General features: G+C 62.0%; 17 protein-coding genes. 4 read left to right on the forward strand and 13 right to left on the reverse strand.

Translation table 11 applies throughout. The annotated features are described in order from the left end of the window. Nucleotides 1-44: 44 nt before the first annotated feature. The 3 genes from FJ953_RS16600 to FJ953_RS16610 all read right to left on the reverse strand — a co-directional run bounded on the left by FJ953_RS16600 (nt 45) and on the right by FJ953_RS16610 (nt 2,727). Nucleotides 45-905, reverse strand: coding sequence for an NlpC/P60 family protein (locus FJ953_RS16600; RefSeq protein ID WP_140523910.1), 861 nt, complete (start codon nt 903-905; stop codon nt 45-47). A 29-nt stretch (nt 906-934) separates the two neighbouring features. Continuing rightward, complete coding sequence (locus tag FJ953_RS16605) at nt 935-1,285, reverse strand: MarR family winged helix-turn-helix transcriptional regulator (protein WP_140513216.1); 351 nt, start codon at nt 1,283-1,285, stop codon at nt 935-937. Nucleotides 1,286-1,362: 77 nt separating this feature from the next. Beyond that, nucleotides 1,363-2,727, reverse strand: a complete 1,365-nt coding sequence (locus tag FJ953_RS16610; RefSeq protein ID WP_140624815.1) for a leucyl aminopeptidase family protein — start codon at nt 2,725-2,727, stop codon at nt 1,363-1,365. Nucleotides 2,728-2,857: 130 nt separating this feature from the next. On the opposite strand from FJ953_RS16610, the gene FJ953_RS16615 reads away from it, so the two are divergent. Beyond that, nucleotides 2,858-3,679, forward strand: coding sequence for a tetratricopeptide repeat protein (locus FJ953_RS16615; RefSeq protein ID WP_140624816.1), 822 nt, complete (start codon nt 2,858-2,860; stop codon nt 3,677-3,679). An 82-nt stretch (nt 3,680-3,761) separates the two neighbouring features. Here the strand turns inward: FJ953_RS16615 and FJ953_RS16620 are convergent, their stop codons facing one another. From FJ953_RS16620 to FJ953_RS16660, 9 genes are all read right to left on the reverse strand, one after another. Continuing rightward, nucleotides 3,762-4,778, reverse strand: a complete 1,017-nt coding sequence (locus FJ953_RS16620; RefSeq protein ID WP_140496706.1) for a type II secretion system F family protein — start codon at nt 4,776-4,778, stop codon at nt 3,762-3,764. A gap of 9 nt (nt 4,779-4,787) precedes the next feature. Then, entirely contained in the window at nt 4,788-5,801 is a 1,014-nt protein-coding gene (locus FJ953_RS16625; RefSeq protein WP_140624817.1) for a type II secretion system F family protein, read from the reverse strand. 29 nt (nt 5,802-5,830) lie between these two features. Then, a complete protein-coding gene (locus FJ953_RS16630) occupies nt 5,831-7,339 on the reverse strand; it encodes a CpaF family protein (protein ID WP_140496710.1) in 1,509 nt (502 codons plus the stop codon). Between the two features lie 29 nt (nt 7,340-7,368). After that, nucleotides 7,369-8,658 (reverse strand): CpaE family protein, encoded by a 1,290-nt coding sequence (locus FJ953_RS16635; protein WP_140496712.1) that lies wholly within the window; start codon nt 8,656-8,658, stop codon nt 7,369-7,371. 34 nt (nt 8,659-8,692) lie between these two features. Further along, nucleotides 8,693-9,430: a CpaD family pilus assembly protein gene (locus FJ953_RS16640; RefSeq protein ID WP_140496714.1), complete on the reverse strand. Its 738-nt coding sequence runs from the start codon at nt 9,428-9,430 to the stop codon at nt 8,693-8,695. 14 nt (nt 9,431-9,444) lie between these two features. Further along, nucleotides 9,445-10,965, reverse strand: coding sequence for a type II and III secretion system protein family protein (locus FJ953_RS16645; RefSeq protein ID WP_140513208.1), 1,521 nt, complete (start codon nt 10,963-10,965; stop codon nt 9,445-9,447). Further along, nucleotides 10,962-11,774 (reverse strand): Flp pilus assembly protein CpaB, encoded by an 813-nt coding sequence (gene cpaB, locus FJ953_RS16650; RefSeq protein WP_140624818.1) that lies wholly within the window; start codon nt 11,772-11,774, stop codon nt 10,962-10,964. The genes FJ953_RS16645 and cpaB overlap by 4 nt, the downstream gene beginning before the upstream one ends. Before the next feature lie 201 nt (nt 11,775-11,975). Further along, nucleotides 11,976-12,494, reverse strand: coding sequence for a prepilin peptidase (locus tag FJ953_RS16655; protein WP_140513204.1), 519 nt, complete (start codon nt 12,492-12,494; stop codon nt 11,976-11,978). 161 nt (nt 12,495-12,655) lie between these two features. Further along, complete coding sequence (locus tag FJ953_RS16660) at nt 12,656-12,835, reverse strand: Flp family type IVb pilin (protein ID WP_140496730.1); 180 nt, start codon at nt 12,833-12,835, stop codon at nt 12,656-12,658. Nucleotides 12,836-13,155: 320 nt separating this feature from the next. On the opposite strand from FJ953_RS16660, the gene FJ953_RS16665 reads away from it, so the two are divergent. The 3 genes from FJ953_RS16665 (at nt 13,156) to FJ953_RS16675 (ending at nt 14,946) form a co-directional block, all read left to right on the forward strand. Beyond that, nucleotides 13,156-13,578, forward strand: a complete 423-nt coding sequence (locus tag FJ953_RS16665; RefSeq protein WP_140496732.1) for a pilus assembly protein N-terminal domain-containing protein — start codon at nt 13,156-13,158, stop codon at nt 13,576-13,578. A 127-nt stretch (nt 13,579-13,705) separates the two neighbouring features. Beyond that, nucleotides 13,706-14,287, forward strand: a complete 582-nt coding sequence (locus FJ953_RS16670; protein WP_140513202.1) for a TadE/TadG family type IV pilus assembly protein — start codon at nt 13,706-13,708, stop codon at nt 14,285-14,287. Nucleotides 14,288-14,325: 38 nt separating this feature from the next. Then, the gene (locus FJ953_RS16675; protein WP_140624819.1) at nt 14,326-14,946 is read left to right on the forward strand and encodes a TadE/TadG family type IV pilus assembly protein; all 621 of its coding nucleotides are present in this window, start codon (nt 14,326-14,328) and stop codon (nt 14,944-14,946) included. A gap of 5 nt (nt 14,947-14,951) precedes the next feature. Here FJ953_RS16675 and FJ953_RS16680 read toward each other — a convergent pair whose 3' ends face one another. After that, entirely contained in the window at nt 14,952-15,869 is a 918-nt protein-coding gene (locus tag FJ953_RS16680) for a PhnD/SsuA/transferrin family substrate-binding protein (RefSeq protein WP_140624820.1), read from the reverse strand. Between the last annotated feature and the right edge of the window lie 43 nt (nt 15,870-15,912).

Consider the following 15,912-nt stretch of genomic DNA (forward strand, 5'->3'; position numbering starts at 1 on the left):
GATCGAGCAGTTTTTCTCTCCCCCGGAAGAAGGGAGGATCGGCGCTATGGCCGCCGGAACTCCGTCGGCCCGCCGTAGAGATAGCCGATGCGGGCGACGGCTTCCTTCAGACCTTCGCGCGATACCAGCATGGTGTGGCCGTTGGCGTGGATCATGGTCTCGGCATCGGTCATGATGGCGACATGGCCTTTCCAGAAAACGAGATCGCCGCGGCGCAGGCCGGAATAATCGGGGCCCGGATCGAGCGGCTCGCCGATGCTCTGCGCCTGCATGTCGGAATCGCGCAGGACATCGGCGCCGGCCATGCGCATCGCCAGTTGCACGAGGCCGGAGCAATCGATGCCGAAGCCGGAGACACCGCCCCAGAGATAAGGGGTGCCAAGGAACGTCTCGGCCACCGAAACATAGTCGGCGGCCACATTACTGAGCGGCCGCAGGTGACCCGCTATGATTGCCTCACCGGAGGGCAGGACGGCATAGTGGGTGCCGCGCGTTTCGGCGGACCCGGTCACCGTGACGGTGGACCCCATCGACAGCTGTCCCGCGATCGGAAGGCGCAGATCCGGGCCGGGATAGAGGAAAGTTCGGGGCACGGAGACGATATGGGTGAGCGCATGATCCCGCCCGCCCAACATGGCGTCGGCGACATAGCCGACATAACCGTCCCGTTCGGCCTGGATCCAGGCCCAGCCCTCTCTGTCCTCGAAAACGAGCACGTCATCGCCGAACAGGGCTTGCGTGTTGACACCAGCGTCTGGACGCGGAGCCTTGCGGATATCGGCAACCGGGATCGAAATCCGCGCCGGCCGGCCGGCGACAAAGCGGTCGGCAGCGACCTCTCCTTTCAATCTCGCATCGGCAAGATCGGGCCGAAAGGCGTGGAGGCGGGCATCCCTGGCGGTCAAATCAGTTTATCCATTGAAGCGGCTGATCGTCAGATGGGCAGCTCTTGTGCCTTGGCGATGATACCATCGCCGAAGCGCTCGACAAAGAGGGCGCCTTCGACCGTGCGCTTGATCAGCACATTGCGCTTGTCGAGCTCGTCGCGATGGCGCGACACCAGTTTGAGCGCACCCATTGTATCCAACGCGCGGGTGATGACCGGTTTGGTGACGTTGAGACGGGCCGCCAGCCCGCGCACCGTGTGCGGCGGCGGATCGAGATAGATGGTGAACAGGATAGCCGTCTGGCGCATGGTGAGGTCGGGCGCGTCGTCGCGCACCTGCGACAGCATCACTTGCTGCCACAATCGCAAGGCCTGGCTCGGGCGCATCGAAATCGACATCGCACGAGAATGACGGCAAATTGTTTCGGTTCCGTTTCAGTTTCGGCAACCTGCCGGCCCTGAAAGTCGCCGCCACCTCAGCCAAAACGCTTCGAGATGACGCGCTCCAGTGCCCGGATGCCTTGCGCCTCGCCGCCGGCAGGTCCGTGCGGACGATCGGCGGGGTTCCAGGCGAATATGTCGAAATGCGCCCAGCTTGGCGTCTTCTCGACAAAGCGCTTGAGAAACAGCGCCGCGGTGATGGAACCGGCGAACCCATCCGTGGTGACATTGTTGATGTCGGCGATCTTCGACGACAGCTTCGCATCATAGGGCCGCCACAGCGGCATGCGCCACAGCGGATCCTCGACCGCCAGCGAGGCTGTCGTCAGTTCCGAGGCTAGTGCCTCGTCGCTGGTGTAGAAGGGCGGCAGGTCCGGACCTAGCGCGACACGAGCAGCCCCGGTGAGCGTCGCCATGTCGACAAGCAATTGCGGCTCCTCCTCGTCGGCCAGCGCCAGCGCATCACCCAGAACCAGTCTTCCCTCGGCATCGGTGTTGCCAATCTCGACTGACATGCCCTTGCGGCTCGCCAACACGTCGCCAGGCCTGAAGGCGTTGCCGGCGATCGAATTCTCGACGGCCGGGATCAGCACGCGCAGCCGCACGTTCAATCCGGAGGCCATGATCATCGAGGCCAGACCCAGCACATTGGCGGCGCCCCCCATGTCCTTCTTCATCAACAGCATGCCGGACGACGGCTTGATATCGAGGCCGCCAGTGTCGAAACAGACGCCCTTGCCGACTAACGTCACTTTCGGCGCGCTCCTTGGCCCCCAGCCCATGTCGATAAGACGCGGTGCGCTGGACGAAGCCCGGCCGACGGCATGGATCATCGGGAAATTCTGCTTGATGAGATCGTCGCCCTTGATGACCGACACCTCGGCCTTGTGAATTTCGGCCAGGGCTCGAACCGCCTTCTCCAGCTCGTCCGGCCCCATGTCGCTGGTCGGCGTGTTGACAAGATCGCGCGTCAGGAAGACGCCTTCGACGATGCGGCGAACGCGTTTTGCCTCTACGCCGGCCGGCAATTCGAAGCGCAGCGCCTTGCCCGGTTTCTTGCCATAGCGGGTAAAGACATAGCCGCCGAGGGCCAGCGCGATCGCCGCCAGCTCCGGCTCGGCCGGCGCGGAGGTGAAATGCCAGTCGCCCTCCGCCAGGCTTTTCGCCAGCGCGCCGACGGCCAGCGCGCCCTCGCCGTCGCCAATGCCGAACAAGGCACCGCCGAGCGCGCCGTTTTCCGCAGGCACGATGAGCGTCCTGCCCGCTTCGCCGGAGAAGCCGTTGGCCCTGGCCCACGCCACGGCTGATGACGTCAGACCGGCCGTCTCCAGACCGTCCTTAGCCACTAGATGGACAGGAAGCGGGTTGTTCAGCTTGTTCTCGACCAGTTCCACTGACATTCGATGTTCTCCTGCCGACGTCCGTCGATTCGGCGCTTCTTAACTGTCCGTTAGGGTTAACAGAATATTTCTTCGAGAGGGAAGATGGCCACGCAATGGCCACGCGCACGAATGGAGGCCCAGGGTGCCGATGTCGACGAACCGCACGATGAACGCCAGCGGAAAGCGGCTCATCACCACGGCCTTCATGCTCGCCCTTTCCGCAGGCGTTGCCGGCTGCGGAACCGACAAGATCAGCACAGGCTCGATCGGACGCACCAGCGGCAAGCCGCTGGAGACGATGTCGGCGGGAGAATTGCACAATGCGACGGCAGCGCTTGGCCAGTCCTATTCCAGGAATCCCAACGATAAGCGGATAGCGACCAACTTCGCTGCGGCGCTGCAGATGGATGGCGATGCCGACCAGTCGCTTGCCGTGATGCGCAAGCTGGCGATCGCCTATCCCAAGGATCGCGACGTGCTTGCCGCCTACGGCAAGGCGCTTGCCGCCAACGGCCAGTTCGAGGCGGCGCTTGACGCCGTGCGCCGGGCGCAGACGCCGGAATATCCCGACTGGAGGCTGGTGTCGGCGGAAGCGGCCATTCTCGACCAGCTCGGCCAGAAGGATGACGCGCGCCAGCTCTACCGCAAGGCGCTGGAGCTCAAGCCGAACGAACCTTCGGTGCTTTCCAACCTTGGCATGTCCTATGTGCTGGGAGGCGACCTGCGCACCGCCGAAACCTATATGCGCTCGGCCGCACAGCAGCCGAATGCCGACAGCCGCGTGCGCCAGAACCTGGCGCTGGTCGTCGGCCTGCAGGGCCGCTTCGACGAAGCCGAGAAGATCGCCTCGCAGGAGCTGTCACCCGAACAGGCGGAGGCCAATGTCGCTTATCTCAGGCAGATGCTGGCTCAGCAAAATGCCTGGAGCCAGCTCAAGGACCAGGACAAGGCGAAAGCCGCAACCAACTGAGCGGCACGCGGCCACCGAACCCTGCATAAGAGAACCGCGCTGCGTCAGCCGCGCGGTTTTTCTTTGGATCGGTCAGATTCACCTACTGGCTGCTGGTTTCGTGCGCCTGGCCGAAGATGCCGCGCTGGCTGACCTGGATGCCGGCAGGGCCGAGGATGATGGCGAACAGCACCGGCAGGAAAAACAGGATCATCGGCACGGTGAGCTTGGGCGGCAAGGCGGCGGCCTTCTTCTCGGCAGCGTTCATGCGTTGGTCCCGGCTTTCACCCGCGAGCACGCGCAACGCATGCGCCACAGGGGTGCCGTAACGCTCGGCCTGGACGAGTGCCTGCGACACCGACTTGACGGATTCCAGGCCGGTGCGGCTGGCGAGATTCTCATAGGCCTGCTTGCGCTCCTGCAGATAAGAGAGCTCGGCGTTCGTCAGGATGAATTCTTCCGCAAGGGCCACCGATTGGGCGCCGATCTCGTCGGCGACCTTGCGCAACGCCGCTTCCACCGACATGCCAGACTCGACGCAGATCAGCATCAGGTCAAGCGCGTCCGGCCATGCCATCTGGATCGATTGCTTGCGCTTGGTGGCGCGGTTGTTGACATAGACGACCGGTGCGTAGAAGCCGCCATAGGCAACGAGGACGCAGACGAACAGCCGGATGAACAGTGGCTGCTGCGGCAGTCCTCCGAGCACGAATATGTAGATAACGCCCAGTGCGAAGCCGACAAACGGAAGCACGAGGCGGAAGAAGAGGAACCGCGTCAGCGGGTTCTGCCCACGAAAGCCGGCAACCTTGAGCTTCTGCAAAGTACCCTCGTCGGCGAGGGCGCGCCGCAGGTCGAGCCTGTCGACGATGTTGCGCATGCCGATCGACTGTTCTTCGCGCAGGCCCTTGCGGCGGCGATCCGCCTCGCTTGCAAGCCGCGCGCGCTGCTTGGCGCGCAATTCGTCGCGTTCCAGCGCGACCGACTTCATGCGCGCCTTGAGCTGGTTTCCGCCAAATGCCGGCAGCAAGGTGAAGACCGTCGCGAACACGGCAATGCCGACCAGCAGCGCGATCAGGAGGCCGGGATCCGTCAGTGATTTGACGACTTGTTCGGTCATGCCGCGGCCCTAGACTTCGAAGTTCATCATCTTGCGCATCACGAAGATGCCGATCGACATCCAGACGGCCGAAACTCCCAGGATCAGGTTACCGATGCTCGTGGTGAACAGCGGCATCAGGTAGTTGGGGCTGGAGAGATAGACGAGAAACGCGACGATGAAAGGCAGCGCGCCGATGATGGCGGCGGACGCCTTGGCTTCCATCGACAGCGCCTGGACCTTGGCCTTCATCTTCTTGCGGTCGCGAAGCACGCGCGAAAGATTGCCCAGCGCCTCGGAGAGATTGCCGCCGGCCTGCGACTGGATCTGAATGACGATGCCGAAAAAGCTCGCCTCGGTGCATGGCATGGTTTCGGGCATGCGCAAGGTGGCATCCGGGATCGACAGGCCCATCTGCTGCGAATCGACGATGCGGCGAAACTCGGCCTTGACGGGCTCGGGAGATTCATTGGCGATCAGGCGCACCGCATCGTTCAGCGGCAGGCCGGATTTGACCGCGCGCACGATGATGTCGAGCGCGTTGGGAAATTCGTTGAGGAATGCCTTGACCCGCCTCGCGCGGCGAAATGAGACGAACCAGCGCGGAAGGCCCAGCGCACCGGCCAGCAGCACACCAGGCAAAACAAAAAGCGGCGCCCCCACCACAAAGGCGATGATCGTCAGGGCTAGGCCGCAAATGGCGGAATAGATGTAGAAGCGTTCGATGGAAACCTTCAGGCCGGCTTGGCGCAGTTGGGCCTTCAGCGGCGGTTTCTTGACCGCGCTGTCCTTGGATTTCTGCTTCTCGTCGAGTTCCTTCAAGGAATCCTGGACCGACTTGCGTCTTTTGGCCGCCTCCGCCACGCGATCGCGCGAGGCCTTGACGACGGAGCGATCCGTCTCCGCGGTCTTGATCGTTTCCAGCCGCTTGCCGGCCTGCTTTTCGTTGCTGATCCGGGTGAACAGGAATGCATAGGCGACCGCGCCGGCGCTGAAGCCGGCGAGCAGGACAAACGCCAATACGGTGCCGTCAATTCCAAACATCGACCAGAACCCTTACGCCTGCAGCAGCGTCAGTCAGCGCGTTTCTCCATCGCCTCAAGCGCTATTGCGAGGCGCTGCTCCTCGCCATAGTAACGGGCGCGGTCCCAGAAATGCGGGCGACCGATGCCGGTCGATACATGCTCTCCCAGCAGCCGCCCATTCGCGTCCTCGCCCTTGATGTTGTAGAGGACGATGTCCTGCGTGATGATGACGTCGCCTTCCATTCCGATCACCTCGGTGATGTGAGTGATGCGGCGCGATCCGTCGCGCAGGCGTGCCGCCTGGATAATCACGTCGATGGAGCCGACGACGATTTCGCGCACGGTCTTCTGCGGCAGCGAAAAACCGCCCATTGCGATCATGGATTCGATACGATTCAGGCATTCGCGCGGGCTGTTCGAGTGGATCGTTCCCATCGAGCCGTCATGGCCGGTGTTCATCGCCTGCAGAAGGTCGAACACTTCGGGTCCGCGCACTTCGCCGACGATGATGCGCTCGGGCCGCATGCGCAGGCAGTTCTTGACCAGATCCCGCATCGTCACCTCGCCTTCGCCTTCGAGGTTGGGCGGGCGGGTTTCCAGACGGACAACATGCGGCTGCTGTAGTTGCAGTTCGGCCGAGTCCTCGCAGGTGATGACGCGTTCCTCGCGATCGATGTAGTTGGTCAGGCAGTTGAGCAGCGTCGTCTTGCCCGAGCCGGTGCCGCCGGAGATGACGATGTTGCAGCGAACACGGCCGATGATCTTGAGAACCTCGGCTCCTTGCGGCGAGATGGCGCCGAACTTCACCAGCTGATCGAGCGTCAGCTTGTCCTTCTTGAATTTGCGGATGGTGAGCGCGGTGCCGTCGATGGCGAGCGGCGGCGCGATGACGTTGACGCGGGAGCCGTCGGGAAGACGCGCATCGCAGATCGGGCTGGATTCATCGACGCGGCGGCCGACCTGGCTGACGATGCGCTGGCAGATGTTGAGAAGCTGCTGGTTGTCACGAAAACGAATGCCGGTCTGTTCGACCTTGCCGTTGACTTCGATGTAGACGTTCTTGGAGCCGTTGACCATGATGTCGGCGATGTCGTCGCGGGCGAGCAATGGCTCGAGCGGCCCATAGCCAAGCACGTCGTTGCAGATATCCTCGAGCAGTTCTTCCTGTTCGGCGATCGACATCGCGAAATTCTTGATCGCGATGATGTCGTTGACGATGTCGCGGATTTCCTCGCGCGCGCTTTCGGGATCGAGCTTGGCGAGTTGCGACAGGTCGATCGTGTCGATCAGGGCGGCGAAGACCTGGCTCTTGGTGTCGTAATAGGTTTCGCTCTTTTCGCGCGCCGCCCGCTTCGGCTCCGGAGCTATCGGCGGCGCCTCGACCGCGCGGCGGGCCGGCGGTGCAACAGGAGCGCTCGACGCAGGTGCGGCCGCCGGCCTCGCAAGAACCGCCGTATCGGCCGAATCCGCGACGGCTGGCGCGGTCGGCGCCGGTGCCGGCTGGCGGAATTCCGGCTTGAACCGGTTGCCGTCGTCGCTGCCTCTCTTACCAAACATGATCCACTACCGATTCCACTGAAGAAGCATCATTTCTTGTTGCGCGAAAGCTTGCCGAGCAGATTTCCGAGACCCGCTTTTTTCTTCACCCGGATTTCGCTGCGACCGGTCAGCACATGGGCAATTTCGTTGATCGTGGCGACAACCGGGTTCTTGGCGTCCATTTCACCAAGCATACGTCCGTTGTTGGCGGCATTGCCGAACAGCAGCGGGTCAAAGCCGATGATCGCCATCGCGGCCAGGCCGAGCGGCTCGGCGAAATCGGACGGGGAAATCTCCGGACGTTTGGGCACGCCGGCCTGATTGATGATGAGTTTGGGCGGCGAGTCGTTGGGACGAAGCCGTTTGAGCATGTCGACCAAATTCTTGGTATTGCGCAAATTGGCCAGTTCCGGCGTCGCCGTGATGACGATTTCATCGGCCTTGATCAGGGTGTTCTTGGTCCAACCCGTCCAGACATGGGGAACGTCGAGCACCAGGAGCGGCACGGTGCGCTGCGCGGTGTCGACAAGCTGCGTAAAGGCGTCGGGATCGAAATCATAGACGCGTTCGAGCGTCGAGGGCGCGGCGAGCAGCGAAAGGTGTTCGGCGCACTGGGTCAGCAGCCGGTCGAGATAGACTTCATCGATGCGCTCGGGCGAAAACACCGCTTCGGCGATGCCTTGCGCGGGATCCTGGTCGAAATTGATGTTGGCGGTGCCGAAAGCGAGGTCGAGGTCTGCGACGACCACCTCGGATTTGAACAGGGAGGACATCGCCCAAGCCACGTTATGGGCGATGGTGGAAGAGCCGACGCCACCCTTGGCGCCGACGAAGGCGATCGAGCGGCCGAGCGGCTCGGCTTCCGGATCGACAAAGATCGACGATATGACGCTGACGATGTCGGCCATCGACACCGGCGCGATGACATATTCGGAAATGCCGGAGCGGATGAGCTCGCGATAGAGGCCGACATCGTTGTAGTGGCCGATTACCACCACTTTGGAAGACGGGTCGCAATATTCCGAGAGCTGCGCGAGCTGTTCCAGCAGCTGTTTGGGTTCGCTGCGCGACTCCAGCAGGATCAGGTTCGGCGTCGGCGCCGACTGGTAGAATTCGATGGCCGTGGGGACGCCGCCCATATGGACCTTGAGATGGGCCTTGGTCATGCGGCGGTCCTCGCCGGCGCGCTCGACTGGATTGGCGACACCCTCGGTCTCGCAGAATGCCTGGATCGAGATGCGGGGAACCGGCCGCAGCGCCTGCATCGCGGCGATGTCCTGCGGCGAGGTCTCACCGCCGTCCATGGGGGCGTCATAGGCAAGGTTGCTCATGGTCATCTTTCCGTGACTTCTCTTTTCCTTAGGGCGCGGCTCAGTACGTCACTTCAGAATTGCCGAGGAACTCGTCCGAAATACCCCTGCTGCGGTAGACATCGATCACCGCGCCACGATTTTCCGCGTCGATGGTGGTCTGCTTGCGCGGCCCGATCAGGTCGGCCGGATTGGCCATCTGGGCGGCGAGATTGTTTTGATAGGAGCAGCCGAAATCGGCATAGTGTTTGTTCTCAGACGTCTCCAGCAGGTCATCTGGCCATCGTCCGCATTTGTCGGTCTGGGCCTTCACGGCGATATAGGCGACCCGGATCGGGGCGGATGTCTCGCTCGAGGCAGCCTGATAGGAGACGACCACGATCCGGTTGCGCTTGACGCCCGCGGCAATCGCGAGCCGGGCGAAATCGCGCGCTGCTGCGGCGGCGGCGACCTCGTTGGCCGAGCCGCTCGGAACCTGGATCGTCAGCGTCGGGGCAGCACTCTTGTCATAGCCGTCGAGGAAACCCAGGAGCGTATCGCGCTGCGAGCCGGTCATGCCGCGGTCACCTGCACCGACAGGTAGATCTATCTTTTGGTTCTTCTCGGCGATCACGATCGGATGGTTGGTGCGGTAGTCGTCTGGAATGGCGCCGACGGTGACACTGTCGCGCTGGGCGCAGCCGGCCAGCAATGCCGCCATCGCCACCGCCAGGGCAGGAATGGCGCGCCGGAGAATTCGCGAACGGCCGGAGCGCGTGGTCATGGCGATGGTCCTTGCCTGCAATGCTGACTGAGACATGTCCGCTTCCCCGTTCACTTGTAGATGAAGCCGACGACGCCGTGATAACGGCCGCTGGGCTTGTCCGTCTGCATTGTGCCGTAGACACGATTGACTCGGCCCAGGAACATACCGGCGCCATCGCTGGCGGCGTTGAAATTGTCGTCAGGTTTGGCGAGGTCGTTTCGTGCCACCGGTTTCACCAGATAGGGCGTGATGATGATCACCAGTTCGGTCTCGTTGCGCACGAAGTCTCTGCTTCGGAACAGTGTGCCGAGCACCGGGATCTTTGTCAGCCCGGGCAGGCCGGCGACAGCCTGCCTGACGTCATCGCGGACGAGGCCGGCGATCATCATAGAACCACCTGACGGCAATTCGACGGTCGTGTCGGCAAGTCTCTTGCGGATAGACAACAACGTGGTTCCGGGCAACCTGCCTGCAGCTTCCAGCGTGGTGGCGCCTTCGGCAGTAGGCTCCGACACGGACGTCCGGACCTTGAGGCTGATCCGACCGGCCGACAGCACAACCGGCTGAAACTCCAGGCCGATGCCGTATTCGAGTTTGTCGTTGGTGTATGTGACCTGCCCTGTCTTGTTCTCGTCTGAAACATTGTTCGTACGGCTGGTGATGAGATTGAACTCGCCACCGACCCTGAATGTCGCCTTCTCACCCGACACGGCGGTGAGGGTCGGCTCCGCCAGCGTCTTCATGACGCCACCTTGCTCCATTGCGTTTAGATACGCCTGAAGCGCCGAGGTGCCGATCGAAGCTCCCGAGAATTGCGACAGCGGTTTCCCAAGCCCGTATGCCGGGGTGCTCATCGCGTCATAGCTGATGCCGTTGCTACCGCCGCTGCCCACCATGTTGACGCCAAGCTGCTTCATCACGGAGCGGCTGACTTCGGCGACCGTCACCTTGAGCGTGACCTGGTCGTCGCCGATGATCTGCAAAAGATTGACGATTTTCGAGACGCGGCGTTCCTGGTCCGGATTGTTGATGTCGACACCACTCTGGGCCGAGCCGCCGGCCGCGGTCTGCGAATATTGTCCCGTCGTCGCTTCACCGCCCGAGACGAAGATCGTCGCCAGGTCGACGGCGCGTTTGGCGTCCAGCGGCGTGTCGACGGTTCCCGTCAGGACGACGTTGTCGTTCAGCAGTTCGACCTTGATGGACGATGTCGGGATGAAGCGCTTGATATAATCCTCCAGGCCTGCGACGTCGCGTTCGACGGCCAGATCGAGGCTGACGATCTGTTCGCCATTCGGCCCGAACACAAAGATGTTGGTCTCGCCAACCGCCTTGCCGAACAGGTAGATGCGCCTCGCGGTGCGGGTCACCGCATCGGCGACGGTCGGATTGGCGACAAGAATGTCGTAGGCATCACTCGGCAGGTCGATGACCACCGACTTGTTGAGGCCGAGCTTGACGCGCTGGGTGGCCGCCGAAGCCGAAACCTGTGCACTCTTGGCCTCGACAACGCTCTGCACGTTTGTCCCAATGAGCAGCAGGCCGAAAGCCGCTGCCATGATCGCCGGCAGTTTACCGCTTAGCCTCATTTCCTTGCCCCCACTTCGGAAACTTCGCCCGACTTGATCAGCCTGACCGTTCCCTTGCGGCCATTGCCGGAAACGAGATAGTCGGCCTCATCCAAATTCTTTTCCTGGGTGTCCGTGATCGCGCGCAGCGCGAGCGTCAGGCGATCCGCCATCTGCTGGGCGACGGTGATGATCTCCGCCTGCTTGGGCGTCAGTTCCAGCGTGGCGGTCTGGCCTACCCTGGTCTTCTTACCTTCCTCGTCCTCCTGGATGGTCTGGTCGATCGCCAGGACGCGGATGTTCTTGAGGATGGTTTCGGTGTTGAAGCCGGAGCCGCCGCTGTTGGCATCGGCCCGGCGGGTCATGATGACGTCGACGAAATCATTCGGAAGGATGAAGCCGCCGGCAGAGGTGTCGGCCGATATCGTCGTGGCGACCGCCCGCATGCCGGAAGGCAGGATCGACGACATGAAGCTTTGCCCCTCGCCGATCAGCTTGGAACGCCGCACCGGCTCGCCCGCGTACATTGGCACACGGGCTATGGACGCCTTCAGTTTCTCCAGGGCATCGGGAGCAGTGGCCTTGGTGATGAAATTGGCGTTGATGCCGTCAGCCGGCCAGGATTGCCAGGCAATGTTGTTCTCGAGCGGGCTGCCCATGGTGACATCGCCCGACAGGACAAGCACGTCCTGCAATGCCACGGCGGGAGCCGCTGGACCGGACTCGACGATCTGCGGTGGCGGCGCGGCGACCATGTTCTTCGCGACATAGCCAGCACCACCCGCCGCGGCGACCGCCACGCTCAGAATAATCAATCGGGATGCTGGCATCTGTCCGAACCCTCGCCTTGGCAAACCACCTAGCCAGGCCGGACTTTGCAGCGGCAATCGTCAAAACAAGGTTAATGTAATGCTTACGATCGTGATTAATTTAAGGTTTACATAAATTAGCTGTATTGCGCAGCCACGGACAAACAGCCAGCCCCGCTCCGCGGAGCCAGCCGCAACACAGCCAAGGAATGATCGGTAAGGTCAGGCCGCCAGCCTGGCCAGCGCCCAGACCATCAGGGGCGAATCCGGGTAGGTCAGCAATCCGCCCAAACCGAGCGCGATGCCGTAGGGAACCCCGGTCGTCTCGTCCGCGAAGTGACGCAGGAACGGATTGCGGCCGGTAAAAACCGCAAGCGGCGACTTCCGGTAGACGAGAATGGCAAGCGTCAGCAAGCCGCCTATGAAGGTCGAGACCACGAGATACTCGACGAGCTGGATGTTGAGTCCCATCCACACGGCGGTCGCGGCCAGCAGCTTGGCATCACCGCCGCCCATGCCGCCCATTGCAAAGAGGCCGAACGTTGCGGCAAGAACCAGCGCGCCGGCGGCGAAATGCCAGCCATAGGCCGCCCATTCCATGCCGGTCAGCGGCGCAACCAGCGCGAAGACGACGACGAGCAGCACCGGCACGCGATTGGCGATCGTCATCGACAGCATGTCGGAGATCGCGGCGAACAGCATGCAGAACGGGAAGACGACGAAGATCAGGGCTTCAAGCATCGGCGCTATGCCTATTATCGGATTAAGCCGCACTCAATCTAAGCATGTTCGATTAACGATTGATGAGGCCCAGGGCAAAAAGACATTGAATAGAACAAGGGCCGCCAGGTGGCGGCCCTTGTCCAGAACGCAATCCGAGCGCTCAATATACTTGACGTCGTTCAGGGCGTCGGGACGTTGTTCAGGGACGTTCCGATAGCTTCGAACTTGGCGTTGATGGCGTTGCCAAGCGCGCCGGCGCCGACGATGATGGCGAGCGCGATGAGGGCGGCGATCAGACCATATTCGATAGCGGTCGCGCCGGATTCGTCCTTTACGAAACGTGCAATGAGATTAGACATTCGAGAGCTCCTACTCCACGTGTTACAGCACTTCCGTCAACTTCTGTGATGGTTGATCGGATGCTGCCAATCTAGGGAGAAGCTCTTTCGATCGACTTAATAAACAGCCTTACCGATTCCTTTCCCGGTTGGAACATATTGCGTGGTTAACTATGGGCTAAGCGCCGGCCGAGGCGCAATTCCCAGGCAAGCAGCCGCAAAAGAAACAGCTCCGCGGCGCGTATGACGATCGCGGCATATGGCGCCCGGGCCTGCTTAACCGTTGGTTCACCAATCTCGTTCATGTTCCGTTGAACAGTCCGCCCGCCTGGAGCGCGTCAATGGCCGAGCCGAAATCGTCGATCCTGATTGCCGTGCTTCTTGCCGCCGTGAGCTTTGTCATGCCCGCCAGGGCCGACACCGGCATCGAGGTCACCATGAACCAGGCCAAGATCGTCAAACTGTCGCGCCCCGCCGACACGATCGTGGTCGGCAACCCGGCAATCGCCGACGCGTCCGTGCAGGACGCCTCGACGATCGTGCTGACTGGCAAGGGCTTCGGCGTCACCAACCTCGTCGTCCTCGACCAGGATGGCAGCCCGATCATCGATGAACAGATCACCGTCGTGCGGCAGGCGGCCTCGTCGGTGCGCATCTACCGGCGCGCTGAAGTTCAGACCATGTCCTGCACGCCCTATTGCGAAAGCTCCTACAAGAGCGAAGCCGAAAAATCCTCAGAAGCCGAGATGAGCGTCAGCCGGTAGGCACGCGGTCCAGGTTAGCGGGTGGTTAAGGCGCCCGCGGCGACTTTAACGATCATTCAAACCGGACTTCAACTGGTTTGCACTAGTACACCTGCCGAGACCGTCTGGGGATGGGCAGGATCAGAGCATGAGCATCGAATTCGTCTCGACAAGCGACCGCAAGGCAAGACGGGCACGGCTTTTCGCACGCTTCGCCGGCGACCGCCGCGGCAGTACGGCACTGGAATTCGCGCTGCTCGCATTGCCGTTCGCGGTTCTTGTCTTCGCCATCCTGGAAAGCTGCATCTCATTTGCCGGCCAGGAAGTTATGGCCAACATCACCGACGACATCGCGCGCAAATTGCGCACCGGGCAGTTGAGACCGGCCGACGTCGCCGGGGACAAGTTGAAGACCATGATCTGCGACAAACTGAAGATCATCGTCTCGCAGGATTGCCCAAATCAGCTGGACGTGGACCTTCGCGCATATACCACGTTCGCCGACGCGGCCACGGCCAGCTTCAAGATCGAGAATGGCGAGATCATCTTGATGCAAGGCGCCAACTCGCAGCCCTTCGCGACCACGCCGGGCCTGGCAGAATCGAAGAACATGCTGCGGGTCTTCTACAAATGGCCCGTCATGACCGATCTTCTGGCTCAGTCGATGGGCGGTAACAAAACACTGCATTTTGCATCGGTGACCTGGCAGAACGAGCCATTCGACAACTGAGTTCGCGGCGAAAGCAAAGCCAAGAAAAAGGGACGGGCATGATGCGTGCGGGGGCACATCCAGAAATTGCAGGACGCTGGGGGAAGTGGGTCGGTTTCATACGCGATCGCCGCGGCATCGCGGCGGTCGAGTTCGCTCTCATCGTGCCAATCCTGCTGATCATGTATTTCATCACCATGGAGGCTTCGCAGGCCATCGAGACCAGCAAGAAGGTCAGCCGCATCGGCAGCATGGTCGCGGATCTGGTCACGCAGCAACCGACCATCGTCAAGGCGGATCTGGATGCCATCATGAAGATCGGCACCTCCACCTTGCAGCCGTACAATCGCTCGAAGCCGGATATCACCATCACGGCAATACAGGTCACAACCGACACGCCGCCCAGGGTGAACGTGGTGTGGTCGCGCAAGGTGGTCAATGGTGCTTACAGTATCGGCACCGCCCTGCCCGCAACCACTACGGTTCCGGCAACGCTCAGGGTCGCAGGCACCTTTCTCATTCGTGTCGAAAGCAAACTTGGTTACAAACCGATCATCACCTGGTCCGCAGACAGCTCACAGACGGCCGGATTGACGACGGTCTTCAACCACATATCGATGGGCGAGACCTATTATCTGCGTCCGCGCAGGAGCCTGACGATACCCTGCGGCGACTGCTGACGACCCTATCGCCGCACGCCACCGTCCGACACCAGACGCACGATGGCGTGCGCCATCTCGTAATCCTTGGGAACCACGGTGGCGAAACCGCCGGAATGCCTCGATTCCAGCAGGTCGTAGATGTCGGGCGTCGTCGATTTGAGATTGGTCAGGAAAACCGCCAACCGGCGCTTGGCTTCCGGGTCGAGATCGCTACGCACCGCGTGAGGACCGTATCTCAGCAAACCCGACGTCCATACGACTTGAAGGGCGGTCGCCGAAAGCCCGGCGGCTTCGATCCTTGCCTGCGTGCCCGATAGTCTTGGCTCGCCGTCGGCCGCCGCCGTCGCCCAGCCGAACAAGGCATCGGCCTGGCCATCGACCAGCATTCCTTCCGCGGCCGAGGCGGAACCGGCGTGAACCAGAAACGATGCGTCCTCTGCGATCTTGACGTGCTCGGCGGCCAGTCCGGCCAATGGCAAAAGAGAACCAATGCTGTCCGCCGGCGGCATGGCGATCCGGTGGGTTTCCATCGCGGCCAGGCTGGGCACCTTGCCATCCTTCGTCAGCAGCACGGCGCGGATGCCGACCGCGCCATCGGAATCGACCGGTGCCACAAGCGGTTCGACGCACTCGCAGCGTCTTGACGCCGTTGCATAGGCGGTCGCCGAGTAGACGGCATATTCGATGCGGGCATTGGCCTGCGCATCGATCAGCGCGGCATAGTCACGGGCAACGACGAACTCCACCTTCATGCCCAGCGCGTTGGTAAAGGCCTCGGTCAACCGCGCCAGGCCTGGAACGGTGTTGGCGGCGCCGGGTTCGGCGACGATGCCGATGCGAAACGTGCCGATATCGTCACGCCAGTCGGCGTGCGCCGAGCCGGACCAGACCGCGCCTTGCGCGATCATGAGAGCGGCGCATGTCTTCAGGGCAGCTTTCATGGGAGACCCGGTCCTGCGATCCGTCAATGAATTGGTTCCGGAC

Origin of the sequence: Mesorhizobium sp. B2-3-6 (assembly GCF_006442305.1) — a bacterium.
GTDB lineage: Bacteria > Pseudomonadota > Alphaproteobacteria > Rhizobiales > Rhizobiaceae > Mesorhizobium.